Below are 16,113 nucleotides of genomic sequence, written 5' to 3' on the forward strand. Positions count from 1 at the left end.
CCGACCTCGCTTCGCTCCGGTCAGACAAGACCAATGGGTGCTGTGTTGAATGGCTCGCTCGCTCCGCTCGCTCACAGCTTGTCTCCTTCGCCATACCCGGAAAGATCCGTGCTCTCGGGCTCGGACGGGACCTGGTCACCGGGATCGCCTTCACTGATCTCGCGGACCTTGTCGACCTCGTCGCGCTCCTCGTTCTCGGGGAACACGGTGCCACGTGCCTGCAGCACCCGCGAAACCGAGGTCGGTGCGATCGACCCGTCCGGCAGCAGCGCCGGCGTGTCGACGGCGTTGTGCCGGGCCAGTACGCCGGGCGTCGGCAGCGGACCGGGGTGTACGCCGGACTCGGCGTACTTGCGGATCCGGTCCTCGGCGTGGTCGCGCTGGGTCCGCTTCTTGGTCAGCCGCTCCCGGTGGGCCAGCATCATCGCGCCGAGTGCCGCGGTGATCAGCAGCGCCGAGGTCACCTCGAAGGCGAACACATACTTGCCGAACAGCAGCTGCGCGATCGCCTGCGGGTTGCCGTCCGGCTGCGCGTCGGCCAGCCCGGTCGGGTTGCCGTACACCGCGTTGCCGACGGCCGCGACCAACAGGATCGCGAAGCCGAGGAACGCCAGTCCGGCCAGCAGCCGCTGGCCGCGGATCGTCTCCACCAGGGAGTCGCTCGCGTCCACACCGACCAGCATCAGCACGAACAGGAACAGCATCAGGATCGCGCCGGTGTAGACGATGATCTGTACGGCGAACAGGAACGGCGCGTCCAGAGCGGCGTACTGGATGGCCAGGCAGATCATCACGGTGGCCAGCAGCAGTGCGGAGTGCACCGCCTTGCGGACCAGCACCATCGCGATCGCGGCCAGCACCATGATCGGCGCGAGCATCCAGAACGCCACGCCGGCGCCGGTGACGAGCGGCATCATTTGCCGTCACCACCCTCGGCCGGTGCGGCGGCACCGGTCAGTCCGAGGTAGTAGTCCTTCTCGGTGGAGCCGAGCTGCATCTCGTGCGGCGGCTCCTGCATCCCCGGCAGCAGCGGCGCCAGCAGGTCCTTCTTCTCGTAGATGAGGGACTCGCGGCTGCGGTCGGCCAGCTCGTACTCGTTGGTCATGGTGAGCGCCCGGGTCGGGCAGGCCTCGATGCACAGACCGCAGAGGATGCAGCGCAGGTAGTTGATCTGGTACACCCGGCCGTAGCGCTCACCCGGGGAGAAGCGGCCGGTCGCGTCGTCCGCGTTGTCCGCGCCTTCGACGTAGATCGCGTCCGCCGGGCAGGCCCACGCGCACAGCTCGCAGCCGATGCACTTCTCCAGACCGTCCGGCCAGCGGTTCAGCTGGTGACGGCCGTGGAAGCGTGGCGCGGTCGGCTTCTTCTCGAACGGGTACTGCTCGGTGAACACCTTCCGGAACATCGTCCGGAAGGTGACTCCGAACCCGGCTACCGGATCCCAGAGGGATTCCTTGACACTAGCCACGGCTGCCTTCCTTGCTACGGGTGTCAGTCTCGCTTCGGCTCGGCGTGTGAACGAGCGGTGGGGGCACCGGGTAGCCGCCGGCGAAGGCGTCGAAGTCCTTCGCCCGGTCGTCCTCGGTGGTCTTCTCTGGCTTGGGCTTCTGCGGGATGAACATGGTGATCACCGCGATCAGCAGGACCACACCCGCGGCCACCAGCAGCGTCGTCCGGCTGAAGGTGGTCTCCCGGCCGACCGCGCGGACGGTGGCGACCAGCAGGATCCAGCCCAGCGAGACCGGGATCAGGATCTTCCAGCCCAGCTTCATGAACTGGTCGTAGCGCAGCCGCGGCAGCGTTCCGCGCAGCCAGATGTAGAAGAAGATGAAGCACATCATCTTGCCGACGAACCACAGCACCGGCCAGTAGCCGGAGTTCGCGCCGTCCCAGATCGAGATCGGCCAGGGAGCCCGCCAGCCGCCCAGGAACAGCGTGGTCGCCAGCGCCGACACGGTCGCCATGTTGATGTACTCGGCCAGGAAGAACATCGCGTACTTCATCGACGAGTACTCGGTCAGGAAGCCGGCCACCAGCTCGCCCTCGGCCTCCGGCAGGTCGAACGGCGCCCGGTTGGTCTCGCCGATCATCGAGATCACGTAGATCACGAACGACGGGAACAACAAGAACGCGTACCAGCCCGGGATCGGGATGTCCGCGCCGAACAGGTTGATCGACTGGTTCGAGCCCTGCGCCGCGACGATCTCCGAGGTGGACATCGACCCGGCGAACAGGAACACCGTCACCAGCGCCAGGCCCATGCCGACCTCGTAGGAGATCATCTGGGCGCTGGAGCGCAGACCGCCGAGCAGCGAGTACGTCGAGTTGGACGACCAGCCGCCGAGCACGATGCCGTAGATGCCGATCGAGGCGACCGCCATCACGTACAGCACGGAGACCGGCAGGTCGGTGATCTGCAGCCGGGTGTAGGTGTCGGTGAACGGGATCCTCACCGTCGGCCCGAACGGGATCACCGCGAAGGTGAGGAAGGCCGGGATCGACACGATCACCGGTGCGGCGACGAAGACGAACCTGTCGACGCCCTTGGGCATCAGGTCTTCCTTGAACATCAGCTTCATACCGTCGGCCAGCGACTGCAGCAGACCGGCCGGGCCGTGCACGTTCGGGCCGATCCGGTGCTGCATCCGGGCCACCACCCGGCGCTCCCACCAGATGTTGAACAGTGTCAGCACGATCAGGAAGACGAAGACCAGCAGCACCTTGAGGCCGACCACCCACCAGGCGTCGTTGCCGACGCCGGCGTCTGGTGTCGCGAGCGGGATACCTGCCACCAAACTCATGCGTTCCCTCCGGCGATCGTCACGATCGAGCCATGGTCTGCGTGCAGCGACCGGCGGACGTGAGAGTCGGCCGAGTTGGCCGGCAGCCACACCACGTTGTCGGCCATCGGCGTGATCACCACCGGCAGCCGGATCGACCCGGCGTCGGTGCTGACCACCAGCTCGTCACCATCGGCGACACCGACCCGGCGCGCGGTGGTGAGTGAGATCCGGGCGATCGGCGTACGGGCCGTCGCGGTCAGGTGCGGTTCGCCGTCGTTCGCGCGGCTGTCGTCGATCAGCATCCGCCAGGTCGCCAGCCGGGTGGAGTCGAACGCGCCGAGCGACGGACCGGCCTGGTACGTCGGCTCCTGCGCGCGGTCCCCGTCCCAGCGGCCGAGCTCGTCGAACTCCCGCTTCGCACCGGCCGGAGTGCTGAACCCGATCGAGCGGTCCATCTCCTGCGCCAGCGCGGCCAGCGCGCGGACGTCGGGCATCGCGGTCGGCACCTTCAGCACCACCGGGAACGGCCGCTCGCGACCCTCCCAGTTGATGAAGGTGCCGTCCTTCTCCGCCGGCGGAACCACCGGGAAGACGACATCGGCGTGCTCGGTGACCTGGGAGTTGCGGACCTCGAAGCTGACCACGAACGGCGCGGCCTCCAGCGCGGCCAGGGCCGCCGCCGGGTCCGGCAGGTCGTCGATCTCGACACCCGCGACCACCAGTGCCTGCAGCGAACCGGCTGCGGCGAGGATCTCGGTCAGGTCCCGGCCGACGGTCGCCGGCAGGCCGTCCACACCCCACGCGGCCTGCATGTCGACCCGCGCCTGCGGGTCGGACACCAGCCGGCCGCCGGGCAGCAGACCCGGCAGGCAACCCGCCTCGAGCGCGCCCCGGTCACCCGCACGACGCGGGATCCAGGCCAGCTGAGCACCCGTGTCGAGCGCGACCCGCAGTGCGGTCGAGTACCCGCCCGGCACACTGGCCAGCCGCTCGCCGACGATGATGATCGAGTCGGCCCCGAGCGACGCCAGCGCGGCCGCTCCGGTCTCACCGGCATTGCCGAGATCGGCCAGTACGGCGGCCTCGGTCCCCGGCGACGCCTGTACGACGACACCGTCGAGCTTCTCGATACCGCGCGAACCGTAGGCCGCGACCGTGAAGACCTTGGTGCCGTGCGAGCGGACGCCCTTGCGGAGCCGCAGGAACACCGACGGCGCTTCCTCCTCGGGCTCGAACCCGACGAGCAGAACCGATCCGGCCTTCTCCAGGTCGCCGAACGTCGTACCCAAACCGGTGCCGGCCACCGCGGCGGCGAGGAAGTCCGCCTCCTCCGCGGAGTGCGGCCGGGCCCGGAAGTCGATGTCATTGGTGCCGAGGGCAACCCGGGCGAACTTCGAGTACGCGTAGGAGTCCTCGACCGTGAGCCGGCCGCCGGTCAGCACCGCCGCGTTACCGCGGGCCGCGGTCAGCTTCTCCGCCGCAAAGGTCAGCGCCTCCGGCCAGGACGCCGGCCGCAGCTCGCCGTCCTCGCGGATCAGCGGGTGGGTCAGCCGGTCACCGGTGGTCGCGTAGTTGAACGCGAACCGGTCCTTGTCGGAGATCCACTCCTCGTTCACCTGCGGGTCGTCACCGGCCAGCCGGCGCATCACCTTGCCGCGCCGGTAGTCGACCCGGATCGCCGCACCGGAGGAGTCGTGCTCCGCCACCGACGGAACCGAAACCAGGTCGAACGGCCGGGACCGGAACCGGTACGCCGCGCTGGTCAGCGCACCCACCGGGCAGATCTGGATGGTGTTGCCGGAGAAGTAGCTCTCGAACGGCTCCTTCTCGTAGATGCCGACCTGCTGCAGCGCACCGCGCTCGACCAGCGCGATGAACGGGTCACCGGCGATCTGCTCGGAGAACCGGGTGCAGCGGGCACACAGCACGCAGCGCTCGCGGTCCAGCAGCACCTCGGCCGAGATGTTGATCGGCTTCGGGTAGGTCCGCTTGATCTCGGTGAACCGGGACTCGCCACGGCCGTTGGTCATCGCCTGGTTCTGCAGCGGGCACTCGCCGCCCTTGTCGCAGACCGGGCAGTCCAGCGGGTGGTTGATCAGCAGGAACTCCATGTTCCCGTGCTGCGCCTTGTCCGCCACCGGCGAGGTCACCTGGGTCCGGACCACCATGCCGTCGGCGACGGTGATCGTGCAGGAGGCCTGCGGCTTCGGCATACCCCGGCCGTTCCCGGCGTCGGTGATCTCGACCAGGCACTGCCGGCAGGCGCCGACCGGGTCGAGCAGCGGGTGGTCGCAGAACCGGGGGATCTGGATCCCGATCTGCTCCGCGGCCCGGATCAGCAGGGTGTTCTTCGGAACCTTGACCTCGATGTCGTCGATGGTCACGGTGATCAGGTCAGTCCGCTCCACCTCCGACCCGGCCGGGGGGTTCGCTTGGATCGTCATGCGCTTGCTCCAGCGGTAGCGAAGACAGTGCTTGCCATCGGGTCGAACGGGCAGCCGCCGTTCTCGAAGTGCGCCAGGTACTCGTCCTTGAAGTGCTGGATCGAGCTGGTGATCGGCGCGGTCGCACCGTCGGCCAGCGCACAGAACGACCGGCCGGTGATGTTCTCGCACAGATCGAGCAGGGTGACGAGGTCCTCCTCGGTTCCCTTGCCGTGCTCCAGCCGCTCGAGGATCTGCACCAGCCACCACGTGCCTTCGCGGCACGGCGTGCACTTGCCGCAGGACTCGTGCTTGTAGAACTCCGTCCACCGCAGCACCGAGCGGACCACGCAGGTGGTCTCGTCGAAGATCTGCAGCGCCTTCGTGCCAAGCATCGAGCCGACCGACCCGACGCCCTCGTAGTCCAGCGGTACGTCGAGGTGCTCAGCGGTCAGCAGCGGAGTCGAGGACCCGCCCGGCGTCCAGAACTTCATCTCGTGGCCCTCGCGGATACCGCCGGCCAGGTCGATCAACTGCCGCAGCGTGATGCCCATCGGCGCCTCGTACTGGCCCGGCCGGGTGACGTGCCCGGACAGCGAGTACAGCGTCATGCCCTTGGACTTCTCGGTGCCCATCGAGGAGAACCAGTCCGCGCCGTTCTTGATGATGGCGGGAACTGACGCGATCGACTCGACGTTGTTGATCACTGTGGGGCAGCCGTACAGACCGGCCACAGCCGGGAACGGAGGACGCAGCCGGGGCTGGCCGCGACGGCCCTCGAGCGAGTCGAGCAGCGCGGTCTCCTCGCCGCAGATGTACGCACCGGCGCCGGCGTGCACGATCACGTCCAGGTCGTAGCCGCTGCCGAGGATGTTGGTGCCGATGAAACCGGCCGCCCTCGCTTCCTCGACCGCCTGCTGCAGCCGGCGGACCACGTGCAGCACCTCACCGCGGACATAAATGAACGCAGTACTCGCCCGGATCGCGTAGGACGCGATGATGACGCCCTCGACCAGCGTGTGCGGCGAGGCGAGCATCAGCGGGATGTCCTTGCAGGTACCCGGCTCGGACTCGTCCGCGTTCACCACCAGGTACTTCGGCTTCGGGTTGTCCTGCGGGATGAACGACCACTTCATCCCGGTCGGGAAGCCCGCGCCGCCACGGCCGCGCAGACCGGAGTCCTTGACCGCGGTGACTACGTCGGCCGGCTGCATCCGCAGTGCGGTCTGCAGTGCGTCGTACCCGCCGGAGCGCTGGTACGACGCCAGCTGCCAGGAACGGATCTGGTCCCAGTTGTCGGACAGTACCGGGGTCAGCATGGTCAGTCCTCCTTCCGGGAGTCGGGAGTGGCCGGGGACCCTGTGCCGGACTCACGTCCGGGCTGGTCCTCGGGACGCGGGCCGGGAACGGAGTCGATCGGGGCCCGGGAGCCGCCGCGACCACCCGGAGCCGTCCAGTTGCGCTCGCGGGCGAGCCGCAGACCGGCCAGCGTCGCCTTGCCGCCGGTCGGGCCCTCGTCGGCGCGGCCGTCGGGGAACCCGGCCAGCACCCGCTCGGCCTCGCGCCAGGTGCAGATCGTCGCACCGCGCGGGGACTTCACCTCGGTGCCCTCGCGCAGGTCGTCGACCAACTGGGTGGCCGACTCCGGCGTCATGTCGTCGAAGAACTCCCAGTTCACCATCATCACCGGCGCGTAGTCGCAGGCGGCGTTGCACTCCAGGTGCTCGAGGGTGATCTTGCCGTCCTCGGTGGTCTCGTCGTTGCCGACGTCGAGGTGCTGCTTCAGCCGGTCGAAGATCAGGTCGCCGCCCATGACGGCGCACAGCGTGTTGGTGCAGACCCCGACGTGGTAGTCGCCGACCGGGCGGCGCTTGTACATCGTGTAGAAGGTCGCGACCGCGGACACCTCGGCGCCGGTCAGCCCGAGCACGTCGGCGCAGGCCTCGATGCCCTCCGGGGTGACCCGGCCCTCGACCGACTGCACCAGGTGCAGCATCGGCAGCAGCGCGGACCGGCCTTCGGGGTAGCGGGCGGCCAGCTCGCGCATCTCCGCGATCGTGGTCTCGGTGATGTTGGAGTCACCGGTGCTGTACGGCACCGGCTTGTCGGTCGCTGTCGCGTGATTCTCGGCCATCTATCGGTCCACTCCACCCATCACCGGGTCAAGGCTGGCGACGGCGACGATCACGTCGGCGACCTGTGCGCCCTCGCACATGATCGGCATCGCCTGCAGGTTTGCGAAGGACGGGTCACGGAAGTGCGCCCGGTACGGCTTGGTGCCGCCGTCGGAGACCAAGTGGCAGCCCAGCTCGCCGCGCGGCGACTCCAGCGCCACGTACGCCTGGCCGGCCGGCACCCGGAAGCCCTCGGTGACCAGCTTGAAGTGATGGATCAGCGCTTCCATCGACTCGCCCATGATGTGCTTGATGTGGTCGAGCGAGTTGCCCATCCCGTCGGAGCCGACGGCCAGCTGGCTCGGCCAGCCGATCTTCTTGTCGGCCACCATCACCGGCTCGCCCTCCATCTTGGCCAGCCGGTCGGCGCACTGCTCGACGATCTTCAGCGACTCGTGCATCTCCTGCAGCCGGACCCGGAACCGCCCGTAGGAGTCCGCGGTGTCCCAGGTCGGTACGTCGAAGTCGTACGTCTCGTACCCGCAGTACGGCTGGGTCTTGCGCAGGTCCATCGCGTACCCGGTCGAGCGCAGCGGCGGGCCGGTGATGCCCAGCGCCATGCAGCCGCTCAGGTCCAGGTAGCCGACGTTCTGCAGCCGGGCCTTGAAGATCGGGTTCGCGTTGCACAGCTCGGCGTACTCGGGCAGGTGCTTGTTCATCCAGGTGATGTACTCGCGGATCTTGTCCAGCGCACCCGGCGGCAGGTCCTGGGCGACACCGCCCGGCCGGATGAACGCGTGGTTCATCCGCAGGCCGGTGATCAGCTCGAACAGGTCGAGCGTCATCTCCCGCTCACGGAAGCCGATCGTCATCACCGTGAGCGCGCCGATCTCCATCCCACCGGTGGCGATGCAGACCAGGTGGCTGCTGATCCGGTTGAGCTCCATCAGGAGCACCCGCATCACGTTCGCCTTCTCCGGGATCTGGTCCTCGATCCCGAGCAGCCGCTCGATCGCGAGGCAGTAGGCCGCCTCGTTGTAGAACGGCGCCAAGTAGTCCATTCGGGTGCAGAACGTGACGCCCTGCGTCCAGGAGCGGAACTCCATGTTCTTCTCGATACCGGTGTGCAGGTAGCCGATGCCGCAGCGGGCCTCGGTCACCGTCTCGCCCTCGATCTCGAGGATGAGCCGGAGCACGCCGTGGGTGGACGGGTGCTGCGGGCCCATGTTGACGACGATCCGCTCTTCGGGCTCCTCGCCGAGGCCGGCCACGACCGAGTCCCAGTCCTGACCGGTGACGGTGAAGACCTTGCCCTCGGTGGTGTCGCGAGTAGTCGCGTACGGGTCTGAGGGTGTCGATTGTGTCTGGGTCATCAGTTGTACGACCTCCGCGTGTCGGGCGGTGGGATGACGGCGCCCTTGTACTCGACGTCGATACCGCCGAGCGGGTAGTCCTTGCGCTGCGGGTGACCCGGCCAGTCGTCCGGCATCTGGATCCGGGTCAGTGCCGGGTGACCGTCGAAGATGATGCCGAAGAAGTCCCAGGTCTCCCGCTCGTGCCAGTCGTTGGCCGGGTAGACCGAGACGACCGACGGGATGTGCGGGTCGGCGTCGGGTGCGGACACCTCGAGCCGGATCCGCCGGTTGTGGGTCATCGACATCAGGTGGTAGACCGCGTGCAGCTCGCGGCCGGTCTCGTTCGGGTAGTGCACGCCGCTGACGCCGGAGCAGAACTCGAACCGGAGCGCCTCGTCGTCGCGCAGGTGCTGACACACCTCGACCAGCCGCTCGCGCTGGACGTGCAGGGTCAGCTCGCTCCGGTCGACCACGACCTTCTCGATCGCACCGTCGCCGACCAGGCTCTCCAGCCGCTCGGTCGCGCCGTCGAACCAGGAGCCGTACGGCTTCGGCGTACCGCCGGGCAACGCGACCTGGCGGCGCAGGCCGCCGAAGCCGGAGGTGTCACCGGTGCCACGGACACCGAACATGCCCTCGCGCTGGTCCACCACCTCGGCCGCCGGGGTCTGAGCGTCACCGGCCGCCGCGGTTGCCGGCAGGTTCTCGGGTTGCGTATTGCTCACCGCAGCAGCCCCTTCATCTCGAGCGTCGGCGACGCGGTCAGCGCGGCGGCTTCCTGCTCCGCCTGCAGCGCCTTCTTGTTCGCGCCGAGCTTGCCGCTCTGGATGTCCTCGTGCAGCTTGAGGAACGCGTCCAGCAACATCTCCGGCCGCGGCGGACAGCCGGGCAGGTACATGTCGACAGGTACGACGTGGTCCACGCCCTGCACGATCGCGTAGTTGTTGAACATGCCGCCCGACGACGCGCAGACACCCATCGCGAGCACCCACTTCGGGTTCGGCATCTGGTCGTAGATCTGGCGCAGTACCGGGGCCATCTTCTGGCTCACCCGGCCGGCCACGATCATCAGGTCGGCCTGCCGGGGCGACGCCCGGAAGACCTCCATGCCGAACCGGGCGGCGTCGTACCGCGGCGCGCCGGTGGTCATCATCTCGATCGCGCAGCAGGCCAGCCCGAAGGTTGCCGGCCACAACGAGGCCTTCCGCATGTAGCCGGACAGGCCCTCGATCGTGGTCAGCAGTACGCCGGCCGGAAGCTGTTCCTCAACACCCATTGCTCAGTCCCACTCCAGTCCGCCGCGGCGCCACACGTAGGCGTACGCGACGAAGACGGTGACGATGAAGATGACCATCTCGATCAGCCCGAACAGCGCCATCTGGTCGAAGGCGACCGCCCACGGGTAGAGGAAGATGATCTCGATGTCGAACACGATGAAGAGCATCGCGGTGATGTAGTACTTCACCGGGAACCGCCCGCCACCGACCGGCTGCGGGGTCGGCTCGATCCCGCATTCGTAGGAGTCGAGCTTGGCCCGGTTGTAGCGCCTGGGTCCGACCAGCGCGCTCGTCACCAAGGTGCCCGCCACGAAGATCGCCGCGAGCACACCGAGAACGAGGATCGGTACGTAAGGGTGCATCGGGTTCCTGCTCCCTCCTTCAGCCGGTGGTCTGTCTGTCTGCGTTTCCGAACAGCACTGTGTTATCAGTACCGCTGTGGCTCATCTCACTCGCCCCGCCGGTTTCAGGCGGCCGGGGCGACCTTGGTGAGGCCGTTGATGATCTTGTCCATCACGTCGCCGTCGCGCGGGTCGGTGAGGTTGGCAAGCAACTTCAGGGTGAACTTCATCAGCGTGGTGCGCGGCAGACCGTACTTCGTGCACAGCCGCATCACCTCCGGATTTCCGATCAGCTTCACGAAGATCCGGCCGAGCGTGTAGTAACCGCCGAACTCCTGCTTCAGCGCCTTCGGGTACGCCGACAACGCGCGCTCTCGCTGGTTCGGCTGCCGGTGCAGGGCCTGGGCGGCGACCTCGGCGGCGAACGCCCCGGACTCCATCGCGTACGGGATGCCCTCGCCGTTGAACGGGTTGACCATGCCACCGGCGTCGCCGAGCAGCATCAGGCCGCGGGTGTAGTGCGGCTGCCGGTTGAAGCCCATCGGCAGGGCCGCGCCACGGATCGGGATGGTCTGGAACTCGTCCCGGAACTGCCACTCCTCCGGGGTGTTCTTCAGCCACTGCTTCAGCAGATCGGCGTAGTCGACCTTGCCGAACGCGTCGGACGTGTTCAGGATGCCGAGGCCGACGTTGACGGTGCCGTCGCCCATCCCGAAGATCCAGCCGTAGCCCGGCAGCAGGTTGCGCTGTCCCGGGTGCTGTGGGTCGTCGGCCCACAGTTCCAGCCACGACTCAAGGTAGTCGTCGTCGTGGCGCGGGCTGGTGAAGTAGGTGCGGACGGCGACACCCATCGGGCGGTCGTCGCGCTTGTGCAGGCCCATCGCGATGCTCAACCGGGACGAGTTGCCGTCGGCAGCCATCACCAGCGGCGCCCGGAACTCGAGGTCGGCACCGGCGCGCCGGCCGTTGTCGTCGACCGGCTTGGCGGTGACGCCGACGATGTGGCCCCGGTCGTCCAGGATCGGCGCGGAGACGTTGGTCCGCTCGCGCAGCCGGGCGCCGGCCTTGACGGCCTGCCGGGCGAGCATGTCGTCGAAGTCCATCCGGTTCCGGGTCAGACCGTAGTTCGGGTGGCTGGACAGGTCCGGCCAGTCGAGCTGCAGCACGTGCCCGGCGCCCTGGATGCGCAGACCGTAGTTGCGGATCCAGCCGGCCTCTTCGGAGATGTCGATCCCCATGTTGATGATCTGCTTGGTACCGCGCGGGGTGAGCCCGTCGCCGCACACCTTCTCCCGGGGGAAGGCGGTCTTCTCCAGCAGTAGGACGTCGAGTCCCGCGTTGGCCAGGTGATAGGCGGCGGCCGAGCCCGCGGGTCCGGCGCCGACGACGATCACATCAGCGGTCTCCGCCTGCTGCCCGCTCGGCACGCTCTGGCTCATCTCATTCCCGGCCTGGAAGTTTGGGGGCTGTGCGCTCGTGAATCGCTTCACGAAGCCTCGTCACCCGACAGTCTAGGACTGCCTGACGCGGACACGAAACCGGCCCTGAATCCCTTGCTGGACAAAGATTTACGCACGTTTCACCTTGCGTAATTCAGCATCCGCCGTACTGCGGACCAGTGCCCCTGGTGGTCTACTTCGAGGGCTTCACCGCACGATGGATGGCGACCAGGCCGCCGGTGAGGTTGCGCCACTGCACCCGGGTCCAGCCGGAGGCCTCGATCGTGCGCGCGAGCGGCTCCTGCGCCGGCCAGGCGCGGACCGACTCGGCCAGGTACTCGTAGGCGTCCGGGTTGGTCGACACCGCCTTCGCCACCACCGGCACCGCCCGCATCATGTACTCCAGGTACGCGACCCGGAACGGCTTCCAGGTCGGGTGCGAGTTCTCCAGTACGACGAGCCGCCCGCCCGGCCGGGTCACCCGCAGCATCTCCCGCAGCGCGACGGTGACGTCGTTCACGTTCCGCAGCGCCCACGAGATCGTCACCACGTCGAAGGTGTCGTCGGCGAACGGGAGCTGCAGGGCATCGCCGGCGATCAGGTCGAGCTCGGGGTAGCGGCGCTTGCCGACCCGGAGCATGCCGACCGAGAAGTCGCACGAGACCACCTCGGCGCCGGCCTCGCGCAGCTTGATACTCGACGCACCGGTCCCGGCGGCCAGATCGAGGACCTTCATCCCCTTCCGCGGCGCGATCTCCGCGAACGTCTGCGGCCGCCAGTGCAGCTTCTCCAGCCCCATCGTGGCCACCGCGTTCGTCCGGTCGTACCCCTCGGCCACGTTGTCGAACATGGCCGCCACGGCATGCGGTTCTTTGCTCAGATCTGCGCGGGTCACCTGTCTAGTGTCCTGCACCGCCCTCCGTGTGCCAGCTCCGGTGTCCAGGTGGGTGCATCGCAAGGCGGAGGAGCTGCCTCGATGTGGTGTTCATCGTGGCTGCTTCTCCAACGCAGCGAGGTGCCCGCCTGGGCGCCGGAGATGGTGTGCGGAGGGCGGTGTTGGACGCGAGGTTCATCACGGCCGCGACGGGCGCCGAAACTCGCTGGACATGGGACAGGCATACGCTTGCATCTCGTGAGTGCATCTCCATGGAGCCGGCAGGCCATCGAGACCCGGGGCCGCAGCGAGGAGTGGTGCGGTGAGCTTGTCTGAGCCGGTCGGGAGCCAGGCTCCCCATCTGGTGATTCGCAGCCAGCCCGTCGACGGGGTGTCGGCCCAGCTGATGGACCATCTACCCGCCGAGGGCGGGCTGGCCTGGGTACGACGCGGCGACGGTCACGTCGGCTGGGGTGTCGCCGCCCGCCTCGACATTGCCGGTGGCAACCGCTTCCAGGAGGCGATCGCCTGGTGGAAGGAACTGGTCGCGGCCGCGGTGGTCCGCGACGAGGTCGGCGTACCGGGGTCCGGGCTGCTGTGCTTCGGGTCGTTCGGGTTCACCGACGAAGACCTGAGTCAGCTGGTCGTGCCCGAGGTGATCATCGGCCGTCGGGGCGGGACCACCTGGGTGACCACGGTCTCGCCGGCGAGCTCGCTGGCCGCGCCGCCGGAGCTCGTCACCCACGAGCCGTCACCGGTGCACGACATCGCGTTCTCGGACGGCGCGCGATCCGGTACCGACTGGTCGAGCATCGTCGCGGACGCGATCAAGCGGATCACCGGCGGTGAGCTGGACAAGGTGGTGCTGGCGCGCGACCTGATCGCGATCGCCGAGCAGCCGATCGACCTGCGCTGGCCGTTGCGCCAGCTCGCGTCGGCGTACCCGAACTGCTGGACGTTCTCCGTCGACGGCCTGATCGGGGCGACTCCCGAGCTCCTGGTCCGGCGGGAGAAGGGGCTGATCACGTCCCGGGTGCTGGCCGGGACCATCCGCCGTACCGGGGACGACGCTCACGACCTCGCGCTGGCCGCGTCGCTGGCCCGGTCGAGCAAGGACCTGGAGGAGCACGAGTTCGCGGTCCGCTCGGTCGCCGACGCACTGAAGCCGCACTGTACGTCGATGAACGTGCCGGAGACCCCGTTCGTCCTGCACCTGCCGAACGTGATGCACCTGGCCACCGACGTCGCCGGAGTCGCCGCCAACGGCGCTTCCGCGCTCGGCCTGGCCGCCGCACTGCACCCGTCCGCGGCGGTCTGCGGTACGCCGACCGACCTGGCCCGCGACCTGATCGGCGAGATCGAGGGGATGCGGCGCGGCCGGTTCAGCGGACCGGTCGGCTGGCTGGACGCGGCCGGCGACGGCGAGTGGTGTATCGCGCTGCGCTGCGGCCAGGCCGACCCGGACGACCCGCGGCGGATGCGCCTGTTCGCCGGCGCGGGCATCGTGGCCGGCTCCGATCCGGTAGCCGAGCTGGCCGAGACGAATGCCAAGCTGGTTCCGATGAGAGACGCGTTGGGAGACTGAGGGTGAAGCTGACCAAGTTCGCGCATGCCTGTGTCCGGCTGGAGAAGGACGGGAAGGTCCTGCTCGTCGATCCGGGAACGTTCAGCGAGGACGCCGTGTTCGAGCGCGCCGACGCGATCCTGGTCACGCACGAGCACCCGGACCACCTGGACGTGGAGCGGCTGAAGCTCTTGGATGCGCCGGTCTACACGAACGCCGGTGTCGCCGCGCAGCTCGCGGATCTGGGTGACCGGGTCAGCGTGGTCGCGGACGGCCAGTCCTTCGAGGCGGCCGGCTTCGCGGTACGTGCCTATGGCAAGGACCACGCGGTGATCCTGCCGGAGCTGGGTGTTCCGTGCGAGAACGTCGGCTACCTGATCGAGGACGCCGTCTACCACCCGGGCGACTCGTTCACCCAGCCCGACCGTCAGGTGCACACCAACCTGGTCCCGATCTCCGGCCCGTGGTTCTCGCTGCCGCCGGCGATCGAGTACGCCCGCGCGATCACGTCCGAGCAGACGATCGGCATCCACGACGGCCTGCTCAGCCCGATCGGCCTCGGCATGATGAAGCGCTGGCTGGGCGAACAGGGCGGCCGCCCCTACCTCGGCCTGGCCCCAGGCGAGTCCACCGAGCTCAACTGACATCTGTCACCGCTTCCGGACTCCTATGCCGCGGGCGGCTCACCCGCAGGTACGGCGGCCGGCCTGGCTGCAAACCGACAGGACGTATACGCCCACTGCCAGCCACTCCCCGCCTGAGCCCACCGGGTATCCGACTCGATCGCCAGACACCTCCTGTCGAACTGCACCAATCACGACGCTCGACGAACTGGTGGAGCTTGTGCAGGCGGCTCCGCTCCGACCCGCGGAAGGTTCTGCCGGTCCTCGCGGCATGGCTCCCCAGGTTGATCCCGTACAACGCCGTACTCACCACGGCGCCGACCGCCTCGTCGCCCTCGTGCACGGACACCGGCGGTTCCGGGTCGGTCAGGATGCCGCGGATCCGGTCCGCGGTACCGGTCAGCAGGGCGGTGTTGAGTACCGGATCGCGTTGCAGGAAAGGGAAGCGATGTCCTTGAAGACAGCGGGGTCACTGGTGCTCCGCGCGATCATGCGGTGAACTCGACGTCGACGAAATCCGCGACCTGGCGGTAGCCGGCCTGGTGGTAGATCTTGTTCGAGGTCGGGTTGGCCAGGTCGGTGTAGAGGCACGCCTGGTTGCCCTGCGCAAGGATCTCGGCGGACACGTGGCTGGTGAGCGCACCGGCGTACCCACGCCGGCGGTGCTCGGGCGGCGTGTAGACCGGCCCGACCCGGCAGACCCCGAAGACCGGATGGTGGTAGCTGACCATGCTCACCGGCTCACCACCGGCCTCCCACATCCAGAGTCGCCCGTCGCGCAGGTGCTCTCTGGCCCAGTCCAGGCGGTCGGCGCCGAGCTCCTCAGGGAAGCCGTCCTTCACCCAGTCCGCGACCAACTCGACCTCGTCGTCCTTCATCAGCCGCGGTGAGCCGTCCGCCGACAGTGGCGTCAGCGTGCCGAGCTTGTGCAGGCGGGTGGCCTTGCTCTCGGTCGCCGTACCGCCGCGCCGCTCGCACCAGCGGTCGGCGAATCGCTGGGCGGCAGGTCGATCGCCCGCCACGCCGATCTGGTCGGTCAGTACGTCGAGATACGCGTCGGCGACCGCCTCGGCGTACTCAGGTCGCAGCGCGCCGAGGTAGACCATCCGCCCCGGGGTCCGCATCGCGGCGCCGACCACATCGGCTCCGTCGTGGACCGAGGCGAAGTACGACGGCTCGTCCACCACGGCGCCGGCTCCGGCGGCGCGTTGGTGGACGTTGCTCATGATGAGGGTGTGCAGCACCGGATCCCGTTGCAGGAAAGGGAAGACCGTCTGCTCGAAGGCGGCCGCGTCACTCGTCACACGCACATCCATGCCT

16 protein-coding genes are annotated in these 16,113 nt (G+C 68.4%); 3 read left to right on the top strand and 13 right to left on the bottom strand.

Annotated features, from left to right (window positions below):
- Positions 1-71: 71 nt before the first annotated feature.
- The 12 genes from EV652_RS15555 to EV652_RS15610 form a co-directional block, all read right to left on the bottom strand.
- Complete coding sequence (locus tag EV652_RS15555) at positions 72-917, bottom strand: NADH-quinone oxidoreductase subunit J (RefSeq protein WP_132209841.1); 846 nt, start codon at positions 915-917, stop codon at positions 72-74.
- The gene (nuoI, locus tag EV652_RS15560) at positions 914-1,468 is read right to left on the bottom strand and encodes an NADH-quinone oxidoreductase subunit NuoI (RefSeq protein ID WP_242001793.1); all 555 of its coding nucleotides are present in this window, start codon (positions 1,466-1,468) and stop codon (positions 914-916) included. The genes EV652_RS15555 and nuoI overlap by 4 nt, the downstream gene beginning before the upstream one ends.
- Positions 1,461-2,801, bottom strand: a complete 1,341-nt coding sequence (nuoH, locus tag EV652_RS15565; protein ID WP_132209843.1) for an NADH-quinone oxidoreductase subunit NuoH — start codon at positions 2,799-2,801, stop codon at positions 1,461-1,463. The genes nuoI and nuoH overlap by 8 nt, the downstream gene beginning before the upstream one ends.
- On the bottom strand, positions 2,798-5,227 hold the full coding sequence (locus EV652_RS15570; protein ID WP_132209844.1) for an NADH-quinone oxidoreductase subunit G: 2,430 nt from the start codon (positions 5,225-5,227) through the stop codon (positions 2,798-2,800). The genes nuoH and EV652_RS15570 overlap by 4 nt, the downstream gene beginning before the upstream one ends.
- Positions 5,224-6,525: an NADH-quinone oxidoreductase subunit NuoF gene (nuoF, locus tag EV652_RS15575; protein ID WP_132209845.1), complete on the bottom strand. Its 1,302-nt coding sequence runs from the start codon at positions 6,523-6,525 to the stop codon at positions 5,224-5,226. The genes EV652_RS15570 and nuoF overlap by 4 nt, the downstream gene beginning before the upstream one ends.
- A 2-nt stretch (positions 6,526-6,527) precedes the next feature.
- Positions 6,528-7,340, bottom strand: coding sequence for an NADH-quinone oxidoreductase subunit NuoE (gene nuoE / locus EV652_RS15580; RefSeq protein WP_132209846.1), 813 nt, complete (start codon positions 7,338-7,340; stop codon positions 6,528-6,530).
- Complete coding sequence (locus tag EV652_RS15585; protein ID WP_132209847.1) at positions 7,341-8,693, bottom strand: NADH-quinone oxidoreductase subunit D; 1,353 nt, start codon at positions 8,691-8,693, stop codon at positions 7,341-7,343.
- Positions 8,693-9,400 (bottom strand): NADH-quinone oxidoreductase subunit C, encoded by a 708-nt coding sequence (locus EV652_RS15590; protein WP_132209848.1) that lies wholly within the window; start codon positions 9,398-9,400, stop codon positions 8,693-8,695. Before EV652_RS15590 ends, EV652_RS15585 begins: the two co-directional genes overlap by 1 nt.
- Positions 9,397-9,951, bottom strand: a complete 555-nt coding sequence (locus EV652_RS15595; RefSeq protein WP_132209849.1) for a NuoB/complex I 20 kDa subunit family protein — start codon at positions 9,949-9,951, stop codon at positions 9,397-9,399. The genes EV652_RS15590 and EV652_RS15595 overlap by 4 nt, the downstream gene beginning before the upstream one ends.
- A gap of 3 nt (positions 9,952-9,954) precedes the next feature.
- Positions 9,955-10,314 (bottom strand): NADH-quinone oxidoreductase subunit A, encoded by a 360-nt coding sequence (locus EV652_RS15600; RefSeq protein ID WP_132209850.1) that lies wholly within the window; start codon positions 10,312-10,314, stop codon positions 9,955-9,957.
- A 104-nt stretch (positions 10,315-10,418) separates the two neighbouring features.
- Positions 10,419-11,732: a geranylgeranyl reductase family protein gene (locus EV652_RS15605; protein ID WP_132209851.1), complete on the bottom strand. Its 1,314-nt coding sequence runs from the start codon at positions 11,730-11,732 to the stop codon at positions 10,419-10,421.
- Between the two features lie 193 nt (positions 11,733-11,925).
- A complete protein-coding gene (locus tag EV652_RS15610; protein ID WP_132209852.1) occupies positions 11,926-12,627 on the bottom strand; it encodes a demethylmenaquinone methyltransferase in 702 nt (233 codons plus the stop codon).
- A gap of 301 nt (positions 12,628-12,928) precedes the next feature.
- Here EV652_RS15610 and EV652_RS15615 point away from each other — a divergent pair, with 301 nt between their 5' ends.
- From EV652_RS15615 to EV652_RS15625, 3 genes are all read left to right on the top strand, one after another.
- Entirely contained in the window at positions 12,929-14,191 is a 1,263-nt protein-coding gene (locus EV652_RS15615) for an isochorismate synthase (protein WP_132209853.1), read from the top strand.
- Positions 14,192-14,193: 2 nt separating this feature from the next.
- Positions 14,194-14,814 carry an MBL fold metallo-hydrolase gene (locus EV652_RS15620; protein WP_132209854.1) on the top strand — a complete coding sequence of 207 codons (621 nt, stop codon included), beginning with the start codon at positions 14,194-14,196 and terminating at the stop codon, positions 14,812-14,814.
- Between the two features lie 250 nt (positions 14,815-15,064).
- Positions 15,065-15,292, top strand: a complete 228-nt coding sequence (locus EV652_RS15625; protein ID WP_132209855.1) for a hypothetical protein — start codon at positions 15,065-15,067, stop codon at positions 15,290-15,292.
- Here EV652_RS15625 and EV652_RS15630 read toward each other — a convergent pair.
- Positions 15,282-16,109, bottom strand: a complete 828-nt coding sequence (locus EV652_RS15630) for a GNAT family N-acetyltransferase (RefSeq protein ID WP_132209856.1) — start codon at positions 16,107-16,109, stop codon at positions 15,282-15,284. The genes EV652_RS15625 and EV652_RS15630 overlap by 11 nt on opposite strands.
- Between the last annotated feature and the right edge of the window lie 4 nt (positions 16,110-16,113).

Origin of the sequence: Kribbella steppae, from assembly GCF_004342025.1 — a bacterium.
Classification (GTDB): Bacteria; Actinomycetota; Actinomycetes; order Propionibacteriales; family Kribbellaceae; genus Kribbella; species Kribbella steppae.

What these genes read in the sequence shown, in the direction of transcription:
- nuoF (WP_132209845.1), bottom strand. Translation starts at nt 6,525, where the DNA reads ATGCTGACCCCGGTACTGTCCGACAACTGGGACCAGATCCGTTCCTGG.
- EV652_RS15605 (WP_132209851.1), bottom strand. Translation starts at nt 11,732, where the DNA reads ATGAGCCAGAGCGTGCCGAGCGGGCAGCAGGCGGAGACCGCTGATGTG.
- EV652_RS15595 (WP_132209849.1), bottom strand. Translation starts at nt 9,951, where the DNA reads ATGGGTGTTGAGGAACAGCTTCCGGCCGGCGTACTGCTGACCACGATC.
- nuoH (WP_132209843.1), bottom strand. Translation starts at nt 2,801, where the DNA reads ATGAGTTTGGTGGCAGGTATCCCGCTCGCGACACCAGACGCCGGCGTC.
- EV652_RS15625 (WP_132209855.1), top strand. Translation starts at nt 15,065, where the DNA reads ATGGCTCCCCAGGTTGATCCCGTACAACGCCGTACTCACCACGGCGCC.
- EV652_RS15600 (WP_132209850.1), bottom strand. Translation starts at nt 10,314, where the DNA reads ATGCACCCTTACGTACCGATCCTCGTTCTCGGTGTGCTCGCGGCGATC.
- EV652_RS15555 (WP_132209841.1), bottom strand. Translation starts at nt 917, where the DNA reads ATGATGCCGCTCGTCACCGGCGCCGGCGTGGCGTTCTGGATGCTCGCG.
- nuoE (WP_132209846.1), bottom strand. Translation starts at nt 7,340, where the DNA reads ATGGCCGAGAATCACGCGACAGCGACCGACAAGCCGGTGCCGTACAGC.
- EV652_RS15585 (WP_132209847.1), bottom strand. Translation starts at nt 8,693, where the DNA reads ATGACCCAGACACAATCGACACCCTCAGACCCGTACGCGACTACTCGC.
- EV652_RS15630 (WP_132209856.1), bottom strand. Translation starts at nt 16,109, where the DNA reads ATGGATGTGCGTGTGACGAGTGACGCGGCCGCCTTCGAGCAGACGGTC.
- EV652_RS15570 (WP_132209844.1), bottom strand. Translation starts at nt 5,227, where the DNA reads ATGACGATCCAAGCGAACCCCCCGGCCGGGTCGGAGGTGGAGCGGACT.